The organism is Mesorhizobium sp. B2-4-18 (assembly GCF_006441385.1).
Classification (GTDB): domain Bacteria; phylum Pseudomonadota; class Alphaproteobacteria; order Rhizobiales; family Rhizobiaceae; genus Mesorhizobium; species Mesorhizobium australicum.
Map to the genome: position 1 here is coordinate 133,772 of NZ_VFUW01000003.1, position 17,250 is coordinate 151,021.

A 17,250-nucleotide genomic window follows, 5' to 3' on the forward strand; every position below is an offset into this window, starting at 1 on the left:
CACTTTGATGTTCCGCCGCCCGGGATTAAACTCGGGCGATGCGGATTCTTTTTGTATCCTTGACGACTTTGCTGGTTTCCGGCGTCGTCTCCCTGCCGGCCCAAGCCGGTGATCGGCCGATCGCGGTGGCGGCCGCGGATGGTCAGCCGGCGCCCGCCGATGCCCAGCCAGCGGCTCCGGACACTCCGGTTACGCCCATGACGAAACAGGCCCGGCTCGACAAATTGTTCTCCGACCTGAAGCGCGAGCGCAACGAAAAGGCCGCCGAGCGCATTGCCGGCAGCATCTGGAACGAATGGTTCCAGTCCGGCAGCGCCTCGATCGACCTGATGATGCAGTGGTCGCAAAAAGCGATGAATGATCAGAAATTCGACGTCGCGCTCGATTTCCTGGACCAGGTGGTGACCTTGCAGCCTAGCTACGCCGAAGGCTGGAACCGTCGCGCCACCGTGCATTTCATGATGAAGAACTACGGCAAGTCGATGGCCGACATCGACCGCACGCTGCAGCTCGAGCCACGCCATTTTGGCGCGCTGTCGGGCCTGGCCCAGATCATGGCCGAGACCGGCCACAAGCAATCGGCGCTCGAGGCCTGGCAGAAGGTGCTGGCCATCTACCCGATGATGCGCAGCGCCCAGAACCAGGTCGCGACCCTGTCGGAAGAGCTTGCCGGCGAAGGCATTTGATAGATCAGGAAATAGCCATTAGGCGCTGGCGCTGGAGCCAGCCCTACTGCCTACCCCACAACTTATCCCCCTCCATCCCCGTATATCCCTGCATGAACCTGATCTATGCCGCGCTCGCCTTCCTGATGGCGCTTGTCCTTGCCCTGGTCGGCGTCACCCGCGCCGGCTCGTGGCTGATCGAGCGCCGCGGTCCTTCGGTCGGGGCGTTCGCCGACATCGACGGTGCCCGCATCCACTACGTCCACCTCCCCGCCCCAGCCAGTGCGGATCTGCCGCCGATCGTCTTCATCCATGGCGCCAGCGCCAATTTGAAAGACCAGATGCTGCCACTCAGGCCGCTGCTTGAAGGCCGCGCCGAAATGCTGTTCTTCGACCGGCCTGGTTTTGGCTGGTCCGGCCGCGGTCCAGGCAACAATGAGGACCCATCGGCGCAAGCCGCAATCATCGCCGCCCTGATGGACCGTCTCGGCATCAAGAAGGCAATCATCGTCGGCCATTCCTTCGGCGGCGTGGTGACGGCGGCTTTCGGCCGCGAGCATGCGGACAAGACGCTCGGGCTGGTCTTCCTGGCGCCGGCGACCCATCCCTGGCCGGGCGGCGCGACGTCCTGGTACTACGACCTGACCACCATCCCGGTGATCGGCCGGCTGTTTTCCGAGACGCTGACCTATCCTGCCGGGACGCTGTGGATGGCGGACGCCACGACCTGCGTCTTCTCACCCAACAAGGTGCCCGACAATTATCTCGCCGCAACCTCGATCCCGCTGGTGCTGAGGCCGTCGGCCTTTCGCGCCAACGCCACCGACGTTGCCGGCCTCTATCGCTATGCGCTCGCCGCCGCACCGCACTACAAAGAGATCACGGCCCCGACCGTGGTCATCTCCGGCGACCGCGACAAGGTTGTCTATGCCCGGATCCACTCCGTCGGCCTGGTGCGCGACATCCCAGGCGCCGAGCTCGTCTGGGTGCATAATCTCGGTCATAAGCCGGACTGGATCGCTTCCGACCTCGTCGTCGGCGCCATCGAGAAAGTCGGCGGCAAGGACATCGATCTGGAAGCAATCGCCAGGACGGTGGAGGCTCGGATTGCCGGCGACACATATGGCACAGGCAAATGCGCCGAGCTCAAGGAACCCGAAACGGAGTTGGCGCCGATCTGATGTGCGTCTTCCGAAAACGGTCGTCGAAAAACGGTATCGGGCCATATCGGCATGTACGTCCTGAAACACGGCATAAAGAGAAATCCGGAAAGGCGATGGGCGCTGCCGGATCGCATCTTCTTCGGTCACGGCGCATGCGCCATTCTCGCCGGCACCTTCCTCAAGCATCCGCCTTTGGAGGGATTTTACGGCGAACGGATCATTCCTGACGAAGGTTTTTCAGGAAACCATATCTATGTGACGAACGGCCTGATCGCTTTCGACTATCATGGCTATTGCGCCCGAGAGCGGTTGCTCGAACACCATGAAAGAAGCTGGGCTTCGCGCAACGCCGGATGGCATTGCATGATTGCGAAGGTCGATTTCGATCTGCTCGATAAGACCGAGCTCAACCGGCGAAAGATGCTCGGCCCGGATCAGTATCTGCAAGATCCCATACCCCGCGCGCGTGGTTTCTCCAGCGAAGAAACCACGCGGAAGCCGCGGCAAGAGCGCTCGGGCCTGCAACGACGCTGGCGGCCGACTACCGGCCGGCTGTTTCCGATCCGACATAGGCGATGCGCAGCATGTTGGTCGATCCCGGGGTCCGCAGCGGCACGCCTGCGGTGATGATGACCCGGTCGCCCGGCTTGCCGAAGTCTTCTTCCAGCGCGATGCGGCAGGCGCGGTTGACCATGTCGTCGAGATCGGTGGCATCGGGCGAAACGACGCAATGCGTGCCCCACAAAAGCGACAGCCGTCGCGCCGTGTTGAGGATCGGCGACAGCGCGATGATCGGCACCTGCGGACGCTCGCGCGCGGCGCGCAGGCCGGTGGTGCCCGATGCCGTGTAGGTGATGATCGCCGACAGTTTCAGCGTTTCGGCGATCTCGCGGGCGGCCAGCGAAATGGCATCGGCGCCGGTCGCTTCCGGCTCGGAGCGTTGCGCGTTGATGATGCCGGCATACGTCGGATCGGTTTCGACCTTGGCGGCGATGCGGTTCATCATCGCCACCGCCTCGACCGGATAAGCACCCGCCGCCGATTCCGCCGACAGCATGATCGCGTCGGCGCCTTCGAAGACGGCAATCGAAACGTCGGACACTTCGGCGCGGGTCGGCACAGGGGCGGTGATCATCGATTCCAGCATCTGCGTGGCGACCACCACCGGCTTGCCGGCGCGGCGCGCGGCGCGCGTGATCTGCTTCTGGATGCCGGGCACCGCTTCCAGCGGCATTTCGACGCCGAGATCGCCGCGGGCGACCATCAGCGCGTCGGACAGTTCGATGATCTCGGCCAGCCGGGCCACGGCCTGCGGCTTTTCGATCTTGGCCATGATCAGCGCGCGGCCACGGGCGATCTTGCGCGCCTCGGCCAGATCTTCCGGCCGCTGCACGAAGGATAGCGCGACCCAGTCGACGCCGGTGGCGAGCACCGCGTCGAGATCCTTGCGGTCCTTCTCGGTCAGCGCGCCGACGGGCAGGTCGGTATCTGGCAGGCTGACGCCCTTCTTGTCGGAAATGGTGGTGCCGGCAATGACGGTGCAGACGATCGACTTGCCGTCGCTCTTTACCGCCTTCAGTTCGAGCTTGCCGTCGTCGATCAGGAGGCGATGGCCAGCCTCGACCGAGCTCAGGATTTCAGGATGCGGCAGGTAGACCCTTGTCGAGGTGCCGGGCTCGGGATTGTCGTCGAGGGTGAATGTCTGGCCCAGCGTCAGGACTTCCTTGCCATTGGCGAACTTGCCGACGCGCAGCTTCGGGCCTTGCAGGTCGGCCAGGATGCCGATCGGCCTGCCAACTCTTTCCTCGACCGCGCGGATGCGGGCGACCAGCGTGCGCATCAGCTCATGATCGGTATGGCTCATATTGATGCGGAACACATCGGCGCCGGCTTCGAACAGCTTTTTCAGCATCTCCTCGGAGGAAGATGCCGGACCGATTGTGGCTAGGATCTTGACCTTGCGGCTACGTCTCATTGACTATTCGTTCCCGGGGCGGCTGGAGCGCCTCCCGTTGCGGGCTCGTCGGTGAGCTGGACCATCCAGCTTGCCTGCTCGCCCGTGTCATATTCCTGGAATCCGGCGCGCTGGAAGCCCCTGGCGACGCAGTCGCTTACGCCGGCAATCTTGAACTCTTTTTCAGCCACGCACATGTTGATCGGGCCGTCCCAGCGTCCACCGCGCTCGGCGTCTTCTGCATAAAGATAGTAAAACCTTGATGACAGCGGTCCTTCGATCAACGTCTTGCAACTCGATCCCTCGATGTGCCACCAGCCCTCGGTGATCCAGCCGGCCTTGGCCCGATAGCCGATTCCGACGCCGACCAGGTTCTGCGTGGCGTTGCAGACGCGGAAGTCGGCGCGCGCCGGTGAAGCTGTGACCATCGCTGACAGTCCCACGGCGAGCGCCAGGAGCGGCATGGCTAAGGCAAAGCGCGCGCGCTGCCCGCCGTCGGAACCCATCCTAAAACCCCTCAAGAACCACATCAGCATCTCTCTGCGCCCCTTTTCGGAAAAGTCCGGGCGCATGTCAACGCGCCGTTTTGACCAATTCCAATCGATTTAGGAAGGCTCCCGGCGCACGACCGTCGCCCCGTGCCAGATTTCCCGGGAAACCTTGGCTAAACAACGGCATTGCGTACACGTCGTCTTCGTGGAATGACGATAGCATCCTCCCCGAAGGCCAGCGAACGACCATTTTCCGCCAATGACCCGATCCACAGTTTTCGCGCCCTTCGACATCGTCGAGGGCGACCGCAAGCGAGGCATCGTGCTTCTGGCCGATCACGCCCGCCGCGACCTGCCGGAAGAATATGGCAGCCTGGGGCTGCCGGCGGCCGAATTCGACCGCCATATCGCCTATGACATTGGCGTCGAAGCGGTGACGCGCGAACTGGCGGCCCTGCTCGATGCGCCGGCGGTGCTCGCCAATTTCTCGCGGCTGCTGATCGACCCCAACCGAGGCGAGGACGATCCAACACTCATTCGCCAGCTTTACGACGGCACCATCATTCCCGGAAATTATCCCCTGGCGCAGGAGGAACGCGAAAGGCGGCTCGATCGCTTCTACCGCCCTTATCACGACGCGGTCGGCGCCATGATTGCGTCGGTCGCGCAGGCTTCAGGGCAAGCGCCTTTCATCTTCTCGGTGCATTCCTTCACCCCTGCCATGCAGGGCAAGCAACGTCCGTGGCATGTCGGTATCCTGTGGGACAAGGACGACCGGGTGGCGCGACCGCTGATCGATATGCTGGCTGAGGACAAACAACTCGTGGTTGGCGACAACGAACCGTATGATGGCGCGTTGCGCGGCGACACCATGTTCAGGCACGCCATCGTCAATGGCTATGCCCACGCGCTGATCGAAATCCGCCAGGATCTGATAGCGGACCAGAAGGGCATTGTCGCCTGGGCAGGGCGGCTCGCACCGATCGTTGACGCGATCGACCGCCGTCCCGATATACATGCGGTAAAGATGTTCGGCTCGCGGACCGGGCCGCTATGACGGAGGTTTCGATGACCGAACTCAGCGACGAACAGAAGCGCGACTTCGAGGCCGCCGCCTTTCGGCGACTGGTCGAGCATTTGCGTGAACGGGGCGACGTGCAGAACATCGATCTGATGAACCTCGCCGGCTTCTGCCGCAACTGCCTGTCGAACTGGTACCGCGAAGCAGCCAATGCCGAAGGCGTCGAGCTCGGCAAAGAGCAATCGCGCGAGATCGTCTACGGCATGCCCTATGCGCAATGGCAGGCGCTCAACCAGATAGAGGCTTCGGACGCCAAGAAGGCGGAATTCGAAGCACGGCGCCCCAAGGACCACTGAGCCCGTTTAGCCCAAATGCTTTCCCACAACAGCGCTTGACTGAAAATTGAATCGATCTAATTTGCCGCGCAAAGCCATTTTCTGACCGGATTCGTGCCATGAACGCTTCGAACGCCATGCAGACTGCCATTCGCGGGCGATGGGCCGTGGCGGCCATTTTCCTCGCCAATGGTTTCCTGACCGGCAGCTGGGCGCCGCAGATTCCTGTCTTCCTGACCCGGCTGGACATCTCGAAATTCACGCTCGGCCTGCTGATCCTTTTGTTCGGCGCCGGCGCGGTCACCGCCATGACATGGTGCGGCCACCTGATCTCCAAACACGGCTCGCGCACCGTGCTGCGCTGGTTCGGCCTGTGCGGCAGCCTCGGCCTGCTGGTCGTGGCGCTGGCACCCGACGTGCCGCTGGCGGCCATCGCCATGTTCATATTCGGCGGCTCCATCGGCGGCATGGATGTCGCCATGAATGCGAATGCGGTGGTGGTGGAACGGCGGCTGGGGCGCGCCATCATGTCCTCGTCGCACGGCTTCTGGAGCCTCGGCGGTTTCGCCGGCGGCGCCCTCGGCGGCTTCGCCATCCAGACCTATGGCCACCTCGCCCATGCCGCGGTGGTGACCGTGCTTGCCTTCGCGGCAATCGCGGCGGCGGTGCCCCACATCGTGGCCGAAAACAAACCGCAGGCGGTCGAGCATCATAAATTCGCTCTGCCGGCAAACCCATTGGTCTACCTCATCGGCCTGATGGCCCTGTTGACGATGATTTCAGAGGGCGCGGTGCTCGATTGGGCGGCGCTGTATCTGCGGCAGGAACTCGGCGCCGACCTCGCCGTCGCCGGTCTTGCCTATGCCGCCTTCTCCGGCGTCATGGCGATCATGCGCTTTTTCGGCGATGGCGTCCGCAACCGCTTCGGCGCGGTGATGACACTGCGCGGTTCGGCCATCGTCGCGGCCGCCGGCATGCTGATCGCCGGCCTGTCGCCTTCGCCTTGGCTCGCCATATCAGCCTTTGCGCTTTGCGGCTTCGGCATCGCCAACATGGTGCCGATCATCTTTTCCGCCGGCGGCAACCAGGAGGGCATGTCCTCGGGCACCGGCATGAGCGTCGTCACCACCATGGGCTATTCCGGCATTCTGGTGGCGCCGTCGGCGATCGGCTTCGTCGCCGAGCATTCCAGCTTCGGCCCGATCTTCATCGCCATGTCGGCTCTGCTGATCGTCGTCTTGCTGATGGCCGGATTGGCTCACCGCGCCGAATTCGCTCCGGATGCCGCCCCCGCCGAATAACGTTTCAATTCCTCGTGGAGAAAATCAGCCACGCGGCGGATGCGCACGCTGGTGCGCACGTCGCGATGCATGGCCAGCCATACCGGCAGGGCAGGCAAGGGCAGGCCGGGCAACACTTTTTCGACCAGCGGATCGCGGTCTGCCAGCGGCTCCTGGCCAAGACCAACGCCGTTTCCCGCCCGCACGGCTTCCCAAAGCACGATCTGATTGTCGGCCCTGAAACGAAAGCTGTTTCGGGTGACCGGGATGCCATACTGGGAAAAGGCCCGGATCATCTCGTCGCTGCGATCGAAGCCGATCAGGGCGTGATTGACGAGGTCGGCCGGCCCCACCGGGCGCCCGCGCCTGTCGAGATAGGATATGGCCGCGCAGGCGCAGAGTGCGATATCGCAGACCTTGCGCGCCACCAGTTCGTTCTGCGCCGGCTTGACCATGCGGATGGCAATGTCGGCATCCCTGCGCAGCAGGTTCTCGACCTGGTTCGAGGCAGCGATCTCGACCTCGATGCTGGGCTCGTCGACGCCGAGCCGCGCCATCATGTCGGGCAGCACATAGGCCGCTACCACCTCACTGGCCGCGATGCGCACCGTGCCTTCGATCGCCTCGACCGAACCCAGAGCGAGCCGTGAAAAGGCGCTTGCCTGCTCGCTCACCGTCTTGCCGCGCTCGAACAGCGTGGCTCCCGCTTCGGTCAGCGCATAGCCGCTTCGGCCGCGCCGGAAAAGCGTGACGCCGAGCGCCTGTTCCAACTCGCCGATGTGACGGCCAAGCGTCGGCTGGCTTACCGACAGCTTTCGCGCCGCGGCCGACAGGCTGCCGGTTTCCGCCACGGTGACAAAGCTCTTGATCAGGTTCCAGTCAATGTCTTCCATTCAATAATGAATATCAAAACTGCAGTCGTAGTCAATTTTAATTCATCGATGAAGCGATCATATTCACCCTGCAAACACCGATACCGACTGCAACAACCAATCAGGAGTAATACAATGACCAAGATCGCAATCGCAACCGCCGCCCTCCTCATCGCCGCCAACACGGCTTTCGCCGGCAGCGACAAGTTCGGCTCGGACAATGCCAGCCAGCCAACCGTCGTCACCACCGACAATGTGACCACCACGTCGATCAGCAAATCCGAGGCGACCAATCAGAAGCCAGCCGTCCAGGGTAGCAACCGCGACCTCTTCGGCAGCCGCTGAACGGCGGCCCCCGAAAATCCAGAAGCGGCGGGCTTGTCCCGTCGCTTCTAGGCAAACCCCGCACTTGAAAACGAATAAGGAGACGAAGAATGACCAAGATCGCAATTCTCGGCGCCAATGGCCGGCTCGGTCGCGTGGTTGCCAAGGCCTTCATCGACGCCGGCTTCGACGTCCGCGCCGTCACCCGTACCGGCATGGTGCCGGCCGAGCTTGAGGGCGCCACGGCGGTTGCCGGCGATGCGCTGGACAGTCAATCGCTGATCCAGGCCACCGAGGGTGTCGACATCATCTTCAACGGCCTCAACCCGATCTACACCGACTGGGGCAAATGCCTGCCAATGGCCGAAAATGTCATGGCCGCCTGCCATGCCAACGATGCGCAGCATCTCTTCCCCGGCACCGTCTACAATTACGGCTCGCCCATGCCGGCGGTGATCACGGAAGACACGCCGTTCCATCCGACGACCGAGAAGGGCCGCATCCGCTGTGCCATGGAGGATCTGTTCCGCCGTGAGGCCGAGGCCAGACGGGTGCGCACCATTGTTCTGCGGGCCGGCGATTTCTTCGGCGGCACCGGCAGCGGCTCCTGGTTTGACCTGATCGTCGCCGCCAAGATCAACAAGGGCATCTACACCGCGCCCGGTCCGGCCGACCTCGTGCATGAATGGGCCTATTTGCCGGATTTCGCCGTCGGTTTCGTCGCGCTGGCCCGCAATCTCGACAAGCTCGGCTTCTATGAGGCGCTGAACTTTCCAGGCCATGCCGTCACCGATCTCGAGATCAAGGTGGCCGCCGAGAACGCCATCGGCCATCAACTCAAGATGACTTCCATGCCTTGGTGGGTGCTGCGCGCCGGCAGCCCGTTCGTGGCGATGTGGCGAGAGATCGTCTCGATGTCATACCTGCGCTTCGAGCCGCACCGGCTGGCCTCGACGCGGCTGGCAGGCATCATCGGCGAAATCCCGCATACGCCGCTCGATCAGGCGGTGAACGAAGCCTTGCAGGATATCGGCATCGCCGTCGCGCCCACCCGTCGCCAGGCCGCCTGATCGAGCTTGCTGGCAGGTGAGAACGGCTGCGCTCGGTAAGGGTCCGGCGGCGGATCGTTGCCGGTCAGATCCTGCCCAGCACAAGCAGGATCAGCACCACGACCAGGATGACGCCGACAATGCCCGATGGTCCGTAGCCCCAGGAGCGCGAATGCGGCCATGCCGGCACAGCGCCGATCAGGATCAGGATCAGGATGATAACGAGAAGTGTGCTGATCGTCATTTTGAGCCCTCGCCGTCTGGTTGCATTCGAGGGAACAATGCAAAAGGCCGCCCGGTTGTTCCGGACGGCCTTTGTTGCTTGGCCTGCGAAACGCTCTATTCCGCCGCCTTCGGGAAGCTGACTGCCGGCTCGGCGCCGACATCTGCCAGAGGCCCTTGGGACGAGATCTCGCCCTTGCCGCGCCGGAAGAGACGGCTGATTAAGCCGCGTCGCGCGCCGGGTTTGATCTTGGCGCGGGTGAACACCATCAGCATCGACGGCGTCACGACCAGCGTCAGAATGGTGGCGAAGGACAGGCCGAAGACGATCGCCGAGGACAGCGAAATCCACCATTGCGTCGACGGCGCATTGATCGTCGTCTCGTGATGGAAGATTTCGAGCCCAAGGCCGAAGGCGATCGGCAGCACGCCGAGAATCGCCGACACCGCCGTCAGCACAACCGGTCGCGCACGCTCGCGGCAGGTCTGCAGCACCGCGTCCATCTTGTCCCAGCCCTCCTCACGCAACCGGTCGTAGGTGTCGATCAACACGATGTTGTTGTTCACCACCACGCCGGCCAGCGCGATGACGCCAATGCCCGACATGACGATGCCGAACGTCTCGCCCGTGATCAGCAGTCCAAGGAACACGCCGATTGTCGCCATGACCACGCAGGACAGCACCAGCCATACGCTGGTAAACTTGTTGAACTGCGCCAGCAGCACCAGGAAGATCAGGAAGATCGCCGCGCCGAAGGCCTTGCTGAGGAAGGCGCTGGCTTCCGCGCTGTCCTCATTCGATCCGGCGAGCTTCCAGCGTATTCCGCTGCCCAGATTCATATCGGTGACGGCCTGAGTGACCTGCTGCTGGACTGCCGCGACCTGTTGGCCGGCGGCGACATTGGCCTGCACCACCACGGTTCGGGCACCGTCGATGCGGTTGAGGATGCCGACCGTCGGCTCGGGTTTGCGCACGACGAAGTTTGAGATCGGCACCGACCCTTGCGAGGTCTGCACCCTGAGCTCGTCCAGCGTCGACAGCGTGCGCCGGTCTTCCGGAAGACGCAGGCGGATGTCGACGGCGTCATCGGCACCAGCAGGCCGGTATTCGGAGAGCTTCAGTCCGTTCGTCACCAGCTGCACCACGGTGCCGACCGAAGTCGGGCTGATGCCGTATTGCGCGGCCTTGGCGCGGTCGACCTCGAGAGCCCAGTCGACGCCGGGCGGCGGCAGGCCATCGGAAATATCGATGACGCCCGGCACCTTGGCGATACGCGCCGCGACGGCGCGCGCCTTGTCGTCGAGGCCGGCTGGATCGACGGCCGATAGCCTGATCTGGATCGGTTTGCCGGTCGGCGGACCGGCTTCCGGCACGCGCACCTCCACGTCGACCCCGGGAATGCCGGCCATCACGCCGCGCAGATCGCTTAGGATCTGGTTGGCGGACTTGCGTTCGCGCCAGTCGATGAATTCGTACTGGATGACGCCGACGACGTCCTCGGGCACGTCCTGGCCGCCGCCCTGCGTCTTGCCGACGCGGGTGTAGACCGACTTCACGCCAGGCCACCCGAGCAACCGGCTCTCGGCGATCTTGGTCGCCGTATCCATTTCGGCCAGCGAAAGGTTGCCGCGGGCATGCACGTAAAGCAGGCCGTAGTCAGGTTCGACGCTCGGGAAAAACTCGACGCCGGCACCGTACTTTGAATAGCCAACGAAAATACCGGTCAGCAAGACGACGGTGAGCACCATCACGGTGATGGGAAAGCGCACCGCCTGCTTGACGACAGCCATGTACCAGCCGTCGCGATTGCCATCCTCGTGATGCTGCGGCGCCTTGGCGAATATAGCGCCCAGCGTCGGCGCGAAGACCAGCGCATAGAGCATCGAGGCCGACAGCGTGACGATCAGCGTGATCGGCATGTACTTCATGAAATCGCCGATGATGCCGGGCCAGAACAACAGCGGCGAGAAGGCGGCGATACGCGTCATCGTCGCGGCGATGACCGGGCCGGCCATGCGCTTGGCGGCAAGCGCGAAGGCTTCCTGCTTCGGCATGCCTTCGCTCATCCTTCGTTCGGCGAACTCGGTGACGATGATGGCGTCGTCGACCAGCATGCCGACCGCCAGGATGAGGCTGAACAGCACGATCATGTTGATCGTGTAGCCCATCATGGCAAGCAGCAGGATACCGATTAGGAAGGACGACGGAATGGCCAGGCCAATCAGCAGCGAGGCACGGCCGGACAGCGCGTAGAGGATGACGATGAACACCAGGATGACGGCGATCATCACATGGTTCTGCAAGTCCCCCAGCAGCTGGTTGACGAAGACCGACTTGTCCTGCGTGTAGGTGACGTGCATGCCCTCGGGCATGGTCTTGACGAAGGCATCGGACACCTCCCTGACCTTGGTCAGCGTATCGATCAGATTGGCGCCGATGCGCTTTTTGACTTCGATGGCGATGGCCGGCTTGCCGTTGAGGCGCGTGATTGTTGTCGCGTCGGCGAAGGTCGAGCGTATCGTCGCGATGTCCTTGGCCTGCACCACGGCATTGGGCCCGGCGACCACGGGAAGTGCCGCCACATCCTCGGGTGTCTCGATCAGCGACGGCACCTTGACGGCATATTTGCCTTCCGAGCCCTCGATGTTGCCGGCGGCGACCAGGCTGTTGGAAGCACCGACCGCGCCGATTAGCTGGTCGAGCTGCAGGCCATAGGACGACAGCTTCATCGGATCGATGACGACCTCGACCAGATCGTCGCGCGAGCCCTGCAACGAGCCTTCGAGCACGCCGGGCACTTCCTCGATGCGATCACGCAGTTCGCGCGCCGCGGCAGCCAGCACGCGTTCGGGCAATTCGCCGGACAGCGTGACGACGAGCACCGGGAATTCGGAAATGTTGACCTCCGTGACGACAGGCTCCTCGGCCGCCTGCGGCAGGTCGGCCTTGCCGTCCTGCACCTTGGAGCGTGTGTCCTGCAGTGCCGTCGCCAGGTTCGTCTGCGGCTGGAACTCGACCAGAACGTAGCCGCCGCCCTGGAAGGCGGCCGAGCGCATCTCCTTGAGGCCCTTCAGGCTTTTCAACTTGCTTTCCATCGGCCGCAGCAGAAGACGCTCGGAATCCTCCGGCGAAATGCCTTGATAGATCAGGCTGACATACATCATCGGAATCGGAACATCGGGTTCCGCTTCCTTCGGTGTCGACTGATAGGCGACCCAGCCTGCAATCAGCAGGAAGACCAGGACCGAGATGGTCAGGCGGGCATTGTTGATTGCGAGTCTGACGATATCCATGACTTATGCCTGCTGTTGCTTTCGGGAGTGGCGAACGGACATGCTGTCGCCGGACAAGGCCCGGCGCCGGCGCCCATGCGCTACTGCGTCCCGGCGGTGGCTTCGCCGATCAGTTTTTTGATGGTCGCCTGATCGGCCTCGACCGGATGGACCTCGTCGCCTTCCTTCACCAGTTCCTGGCCGGCAACGATGATGCGCGCATCGGCCGGGATGCCCCCAAGCACGAGACCGGTCGGCGTATCGTCGACCAGATCGATCGGGAAGAACGCCACCTTGTTGTCCTTTCCGACGGCGCGGATGCCGAGGTCGCCCTTGTCGCCGAGCGTCACCACCGAGCGCGGCAAAAGCACCGCGTCGGTCGGCAGCGCGCTGAGCTGGATTTCGGCCGTCATGCCGGCCGGCACCGAGCCATCGGCATTGGGGATGGCAATCTCGACTCGGAAGGTGCGGGTCGCCGACGAGGCGTCGCGGCTGATATAGCGCACGGTGCCTTCGACGGTCTGGCCGCTGACCAGCCGAACGCTGGCCTTGTCGCCGATCTTGAGATAGCCGAGGTCGCGCTCGCTGATTTCGCCGCGCGCGATCACCGGATCGAGCTTGAGGATCGTCGCCACCTCGCCGCCCTGCATGACGGAGCTGCCGAGTTCCACCGGCACCCGGTCGATGACGCCGTCGAACGGCGCCTTCACTTCGTTGCGGTCGAGCTCGGCCTGTGCGGTGTCCAGCTGCGATTGCGCCTGGGTCAGGTTGGAGCGGGCGGTGTCGAGCTGCAGCTTCGGCAAATTGCCTGTCTTGGCCAGACGCTCGGCGGCGTCGAGTTCGGCCTTGCGCTGCGCCACAAGCTGCTTGGCGTTGTCGACCATCGAGATCTTTTCCTCGGCGGCGAGCATCAGCACCAGGTCGCCGGTCTTGACGTGGTCGCCCTGCTTGACCGGCAGCTTGTCGATGACGCCGGCGACGCGGGTTGCCAGCACCGCGCGCTTGTCGGCTTCGGTCAGCCCGGAAATGCGGATGGCGCGCGCATAGGTCTTTCGCGGCGGCGTCACCACAGCGACGGTACGCAGCGGGGCCTTCGGTTCGGCTTCCGCCGTCTTCGGCTTGCTCGCGTCCGGCGTCTTGCCCTGCTCGGCTTCGGCTGCCTTGGCCTTGTTCGCCGCTACGCTGCCGACCGACGAGAACTCGCCTGTCGCCATCCACGCCGCGAAACCGATGAGCACAACAATGGCTGCAAGCTTGTGAAACCTGATTTTAGGCATCGTCATTTTTCCACTGCGGGTTCGGCCAGCACCGCGTCTGATGACGCGTGCGCGTCGCCGATATGGGTGCGCGCTCGACCGTGTTCAAATTGCCGTGATCGGCGAGCGCGCTTCTACATCAAAGTTGCATCGCAATATAGCCCCAAAGTTGCAGCAGCATTGCGTAGCCGAACAAGGTGTGGCCGCCATGAAACGGTACTTCGTCACTTGCCAGGCTACTTGGTGAAGCCGGCCGCCGGCTCACAATCCGGCTCTGAAACATCGTCCACCGGAGACCAGCGCGGCTCGCCACAGGCCCGTCCGGCCGTCTCCGAAATATAGCCGCGATCCGCATTGCGTCGCCCATCGAAGTGCAGGCACAAACCGACGATCCGCGTCAGTGTGATCGGCGAGAGGCAATGGTCGAGACACCATAACACTCGACTAAAGGGCTGGAATTGTTCGAAAAAAGGCACGGCAACCTTTCAGGTCAGGCTTGCCGCCGCCAATGCCCCGAGGTCGAACCTGATGCTGAAAAACTCGACGCGCCCGCATTCTTACGCCCTGGACAATCGCGTCGCGATACGCGCGACATAGGGCTCGGCGCGAGACAGGTGCGGGAACACCGGGTGTGTTTCGTCCCATTCGCAATTCGGGATCGAGCATTGCGCCCGATCCCTTCGGACGTCTTCCGCCCGGCGTCATCTGACCGTTGGTGGCAACAGGCGTCAGCATGATGACGGCTCTTCCGCACGCCAAGGTTGCTGTCACGCCAGCAGCGCTGGACTACGCGCTGCTGCGGAGACCCGCCGTGCCGCCGGCGGGCTCAGGCCCGACGGCGCTCTGCCTCCGGATTCTTGCGAACGGCGAGAAACTCCTTCACGCGACGGCCCGGTGCCGGACCGCGGACCGGCTTGAAACCGTCGTCGAGTTCGCCCGAGAGGTCGAGCGTGGCATGCTTGCCGACGGCATCGTAATTCTCTTCAAGCCAGTCGCTGGCGGCGGTGCGGCCGAGGTCGCGCAGATAGGTCAGGAAGGCCCATTCGGCATTGACCTTCGAGGATGCCGACAGATCCTTGAACGCCTCGTCGGCATCGATGCGGTGCATGCGGATGTCCCGGTATTCGCCATGCGGCAGACGCCCGGCGGCGATCAGTTCCTTGACGAAGGCGATCGAGCGGAATTCGCGCAGCAGCCCGGCATTGAAGGTGATCTCGTCGATGCGGTTCTGGATCTCGTTGGCGCTTCTTGGTGTTCCCTCGCGCACCACCGGGTTGATCTGCACCAGAAGCACGTCCTCGGTCGCCGCCGTCTTGAAGAACGGATAGAGCGCCGGGTTGCCGCCATAGCCGCCATCCCAATAGGGCACGCCCTTGATCTCGACAGCACGGAACAGTTGCGGCAGGCAGGCCGAGGCCATCACTGTGTCGAGATCGATCTCGCCATCGGAAAACACTCGCAACTGCCCTGTCTCGACATTGGTGGCGGAGATGAACAGTTCCATCGGCTTGCAGGCATGGACATTCCCGAAATCGATCTCCCGCGCGACCACGTCGCGCAGCGGATTGAGGCCGAGCGGGTTGGCGACATAGGGCGAGAATACCCGCGACATGGTGTCGAAGAAGACATAACCCGGCGTGTTCTCGATCGACCAATTGCCCCAGGCGACATCCCACGGCATGCGTTGCACCGGGCTGAACCGTCCCTTCGCCGCCACCGCGTGCCAGAAATCGTCCAGCTTCTTGCGCGCGCCCTCGACCCCGCCTCTGACAAAACCGTCAGCCAGCGCCACAGCATTCATCGCGCCGGCACTAGTACCGGACACCGCCGATATCTCCAGCCTGCCATCCTCCAGCAGCCGGTCGAGCACGCCCCAGGAAAAGGCGCCATGCGAGCCGCCGCCCTGGAGAGCGATGTTGATCTTCTTCTTTTCCTCCGCCTTGCCGTTCTTCGTCATGGCGTTCCTGTCATCCTGATTCGCCGGCCTGCCCCGACATCGTTCGAAGGAAGCAGCTATCGCCAGCTTATGTTGCAGTGCAGCATATAAGGATGGACCAAGGCAAGAACACGAACACGCTCGCGTGATCACATGAAATTTCGGTCATGCGAAAGCCAATCCGCTGCACGGGGAGAGACGCGGCTTTCGAAACAGACATGAAGCCAGGCAAATGGGAGCTAGGCGACGAGGTCCGGCACAGGCCCGATATAGCGTGACTGCGGACGGATCAGCCGTCCGGTGGTCTGCTGCTCGCGCGCGTGCGCGACCCAGCCGGCGACGCGTCCGGCTGCGAAGACATTGCTGAACGCCTCGGGCTGAAACCCTGCCGCTTCCAACACCAGTGCGGTGTAGAATTCGACATTGGTCTGCAGCGAACGCTGCGGCTTGACGACCCGGAGCACGTCGAGCGCGGTTTGCTCGACCGTCTCGGCGAAAGCCAGCCGCCTGCCGGTGTCGCCCTCACCGCCAAGCTTGCGCACCACCGCTTTCAGGACATCGGCACGCGGATCGCGCACGCGGTAGATGCGGTGACCGAAGCCCATGATGCGTTCGCCATGCGCGATCTCGTCGCGCAGCCAGGTGGCCGCATCGCCATGCGCGGCGATGGCGTCGAGCATCTCGATGACCGGGCCGGGCGCGCCGCCATGCAGCGGCCCCTTGAGCGCGCCAAGCCCGGCTAGCACCGACGATGTCAGGCCCGCCAGGGTCGAAGCGACGACGCGGGTGGCGAAGGTCGAGGCATTGAGGCCATGATCGCAAACGGTCACCAGATACGTGTCGAGCGCGTTTGCCAATGCCGGCGACGGGACCGATCCCCTGAGCATCCGCAACATGTCGGTGGCATGATCCGCCTTGCCGTCGGGTGCGATCGGCTGCTCGCCGCGCCGCAGGCGCAGCAAGGCCGGCGTCAGCACAGCGGGCGCAGCGATCAGCCGCAAGGCGTCCGCCAGCGTTTCGCCATCCGGCAGCAAGGCCATGCCGGCGCGCATGGCGCTGTAGATTTCGAGCGGCGCCAGCAGGCGCAGCGAAGGCGCGAGCCGGTCGAAGACCTCGGTGCGTGCCCCGCCCAACCTTGCCGCCAGTTCGGCGTCACCGGGCAGATCGTCGAAGAAGCCGTCCAGCAGTAGGCGGACGACCCGGGCGTAACTCCATTGTCCAGCCAAGTCCCCAAGCGAATGGCCTCGGATCGTCAGGTGGCCGCCCAGGCCATCCACGTCGGACAGCACGGTTTCGGCCGCCACCACATCATCGAGCCCATTCGCCATGGTCTTGTCTCCTTGAAGCTTTTCCCGGTGGGAGATAAGGATGGGCGCCATAAGCATCAATCTTGATCAATAGAATCAATA

The 17,250-nt window shown here is 63.4% G+C and carries 16 protein-coding genes; 8 read left to right on the forward strand and 8 right to left on the reverse strand.

The genetic code is table 11. The features are described from left to right. Positions 1–38: 38 nt before the first annotated feature. The 3 genes from FJ527_RS07765 to FJ527_RS07775 all read left to right on the forward strand — a co-directional run bounded on the left by FJ527_RS07765 (position 39) and on the right by FJ527_RS07775 (position 2,455). A complete protein-coding gene (locus tag FJ527_RS07765) occupies positions 39–686 on the forward strand; it encodes a hypothetical protein (protein WP_140822522.1) in 648 nt (215 codons plus the stop codon). Positions 687–778: 92 nt separating this feature from the next. Further along, the gene (locus FJ527_RS07770; RefSeq protein WP_140822524.1) at positions 779–1,846 is read left to right on the forward strand and encodes an alpha/beta hydrolase; all 1,068 of its coding nucleotides are present in this window, start codon (positions 779–781) and stop codon (positions 1,844–1,846) included. Positions 1,847–1,897: 51 nt separating this feature from the next. Next, positions 1,898–2,455 (forward strand): hypothetical protein, encoded by a 558-nt coding sequence (locus FJ527_RS07775; RefSeq protein WP_246677693.1) that lies wholly within the window; start codon positions 1,898–1,900, stop codon positions 2,453–2,455. Here the strand turns inward: FJ527_RS07775 and pyk are convergent. After that, positions 2,370–3,803: a pyruvate kinase gene (gene pyk, locus FJ527_RS07780; RefSeq protein ID WP_140616672.1), complete on the reverse strand. Its 1,434-nt coding sequence runs from the start codon at positions 3,801–3,803 to the stop codon at positions 2,370–2,372. The genes FJ527_RS07775 and pyk overlap by 86 nt on opposite strands. After that, positions 3,800–4,288, reverse strand: coding sequence for a DUF1036 domain-containing protein (locus tag FJ527_RS07785; RefSeq protein WP_140822526.1), 489 nt, complete (start codon positions 4,286–4,288; stop codon positions 3,800–3,802). Before FJ527_RS07785 ends, pyk begins: the two co-directional genes overlap by 4 nt. A 244-nt stretch (positions 4,289–4,532) precedes the next feature. Here FJ527_RS07785 and FJ527_RS07790 point away from each other — a divergent pair, with 244 nt between their 5' ends. The 3 genes from FJ527_RS07790 (at position 4,533) to FJ527_RS07800 (ending at position 6,930) form a co-directional block, all read left to right on the forward strand. After that, positions 4,533–5,330 carry an N-formylglutamate amidohydrolase gene (locus FJ527_RS07790; protein WP_140662695.1) on the forward strand — a complete coding sequence of 266 codons (798 nt, stop codon included), beginning with the start codon at positions 4,533–4,535 and terminating at the stop codon, positions 5,328–5,330. 11 nt (positions 5,331–5,341) lie between these two features. Then, positions 5,342–5,650: a DUF1244 domain-containing protein gene (locus tag FJ527_RS07795; RefSeq protein ID WP_140822528.1), complete on the forward strand. Its 309-nt coding sequence runs from the start codon at positions 5,342–5,344 to the stop codon at positions 5,648–5,650. A gap of 98 nt (positions 5,651–5,748) precedes the next feature. Beyond that, on the forward strand, positions 5,749–6,930 hold the full coding sequence (locus FJ527_RS07800; RefSeq protein ID WP_015315316.1) for an MFS transporter: 1,182 nt from the start codon (positions 5,749–5,751) through the stop codon (positions 6,928–6,930). Here the strand turns inward: FJ527_RS07800 and FJ527_RS07805 are convergent. Continuing rightward, a complete protein-coding gene (locus FJ527_RS07805; RefSeq protein WP_140822530.1) occupies positions 6,888–7,802 on the reverse strand; it encodes a LysR family transcriptional regulator in 915 nt (304 codons plus the stop codon). The two genes, FJ527_RS07800 and FJ527_RS07805, sit on opposite strands and share 43 nt — an antisense overlap. 114 nt (positions 7,803–7,916) lie before the next feature. Between FJ527_RS07805 and FJ527_RS07810 the strand changes: the two genes are divergently transcribed. Both FJ527_RS07810 and FJ527_RS07815 read left to right on the forward strand, forming a co-directional pair. Continuing rightward, positions 7,917–8,126, forward strand: a complete 210-nt coding sequence (locus FJ527_RS07810; RefSeq protein WP_140720047.1) for a DUF680 domain-containing protein — start codon at positions 7,917–7,919, stop codon at positions 8,124–8,126. Positions 8,127–8,215: 89 nt separating this feature from the next. Next, positions 8,216–9,175 carry an SDR family oxidoreductase gene (locus tag FJ527_RS07815; RefSeq protein WP_140822532.1) on the forward strand — a complete coding sequence of 320 codons (960 nt, stop codon included), beginning with the start codon at positions 8,216–8,218 and terminating at the stop codon, positions 9,173–9,175. Positions 9,176–9,239: 64 nt separating this feature from the next. Here FJ527_RS07815 and FJ527_RS07820 read toward each other — a convergent pair whose 3' ends face one another. The 5 genes from FJ527_RS07820 to FJ527_RS07840 all read right to left on the reverse strand — a co-directional run bounded on the left by FJ527_RS07820 (position 9,240) and on the right by FJ527_RS07840 (position 17,169). Beyond that, positions 9,240–9,398: a DUF3309 family protein gene (locus FJ527_RS07820; RefSeq protein WP_015315312.1), complete on the reverse strand. Its 159-nt coding sequence runs from the start codon at positions 9,396–9,398 to the stop codon at positions 9,240–9,242. A 95-nt stretch (positions 9,399–9,493) separates the two neighbouring features. Next, entirely contained in the window at positions 9,494–12,670 is a 3,177-nt protein-coding gene (locus tag FJ527_RS07825) for an efflux RND transporter permease subunit (protein WP_140822534.1), read from the reverse strand. 80 nt (positions 12,671–12,750) lie between these two features. After that, on the reverse strand, positions 12,751–13,926 hold the full coding sequence (locus FJ527_RS07830; protein ID WP_140720041.1) for an efflux RND transporter periplasmic adaptor subunit: 1,176 nt from the start codon (positions 13,924–13,926) through the stop codon (positions 12,751–12,753). Between the two features lie 805 nt (positions 13,927–14,731). Next, positions 14,732–15,862 (reverse strand): patatin-like phospholipase family protein, encoded by a 1,131-nt coding sequence (locus tag FJ527_RS07835; protein ID WP_140822536.1) that lies wholly within the window; start codon positions 15,860–15,862, stop codon positions 14,732–14,734. Positions 15,863–16,080: 218 nt separating this feature from the next. Then, entirely contained in the window at positions 16,081–17,169 is a 1,089-nt protein-coding gene (locus FJ527_RS07840) for a citrate synthase/methylcitrate synthase (RefSeq protein ID WP_140822538.1), read from the reverse strand. Positions 17,170–17,250: the final 81 nt, after the last annotated feature.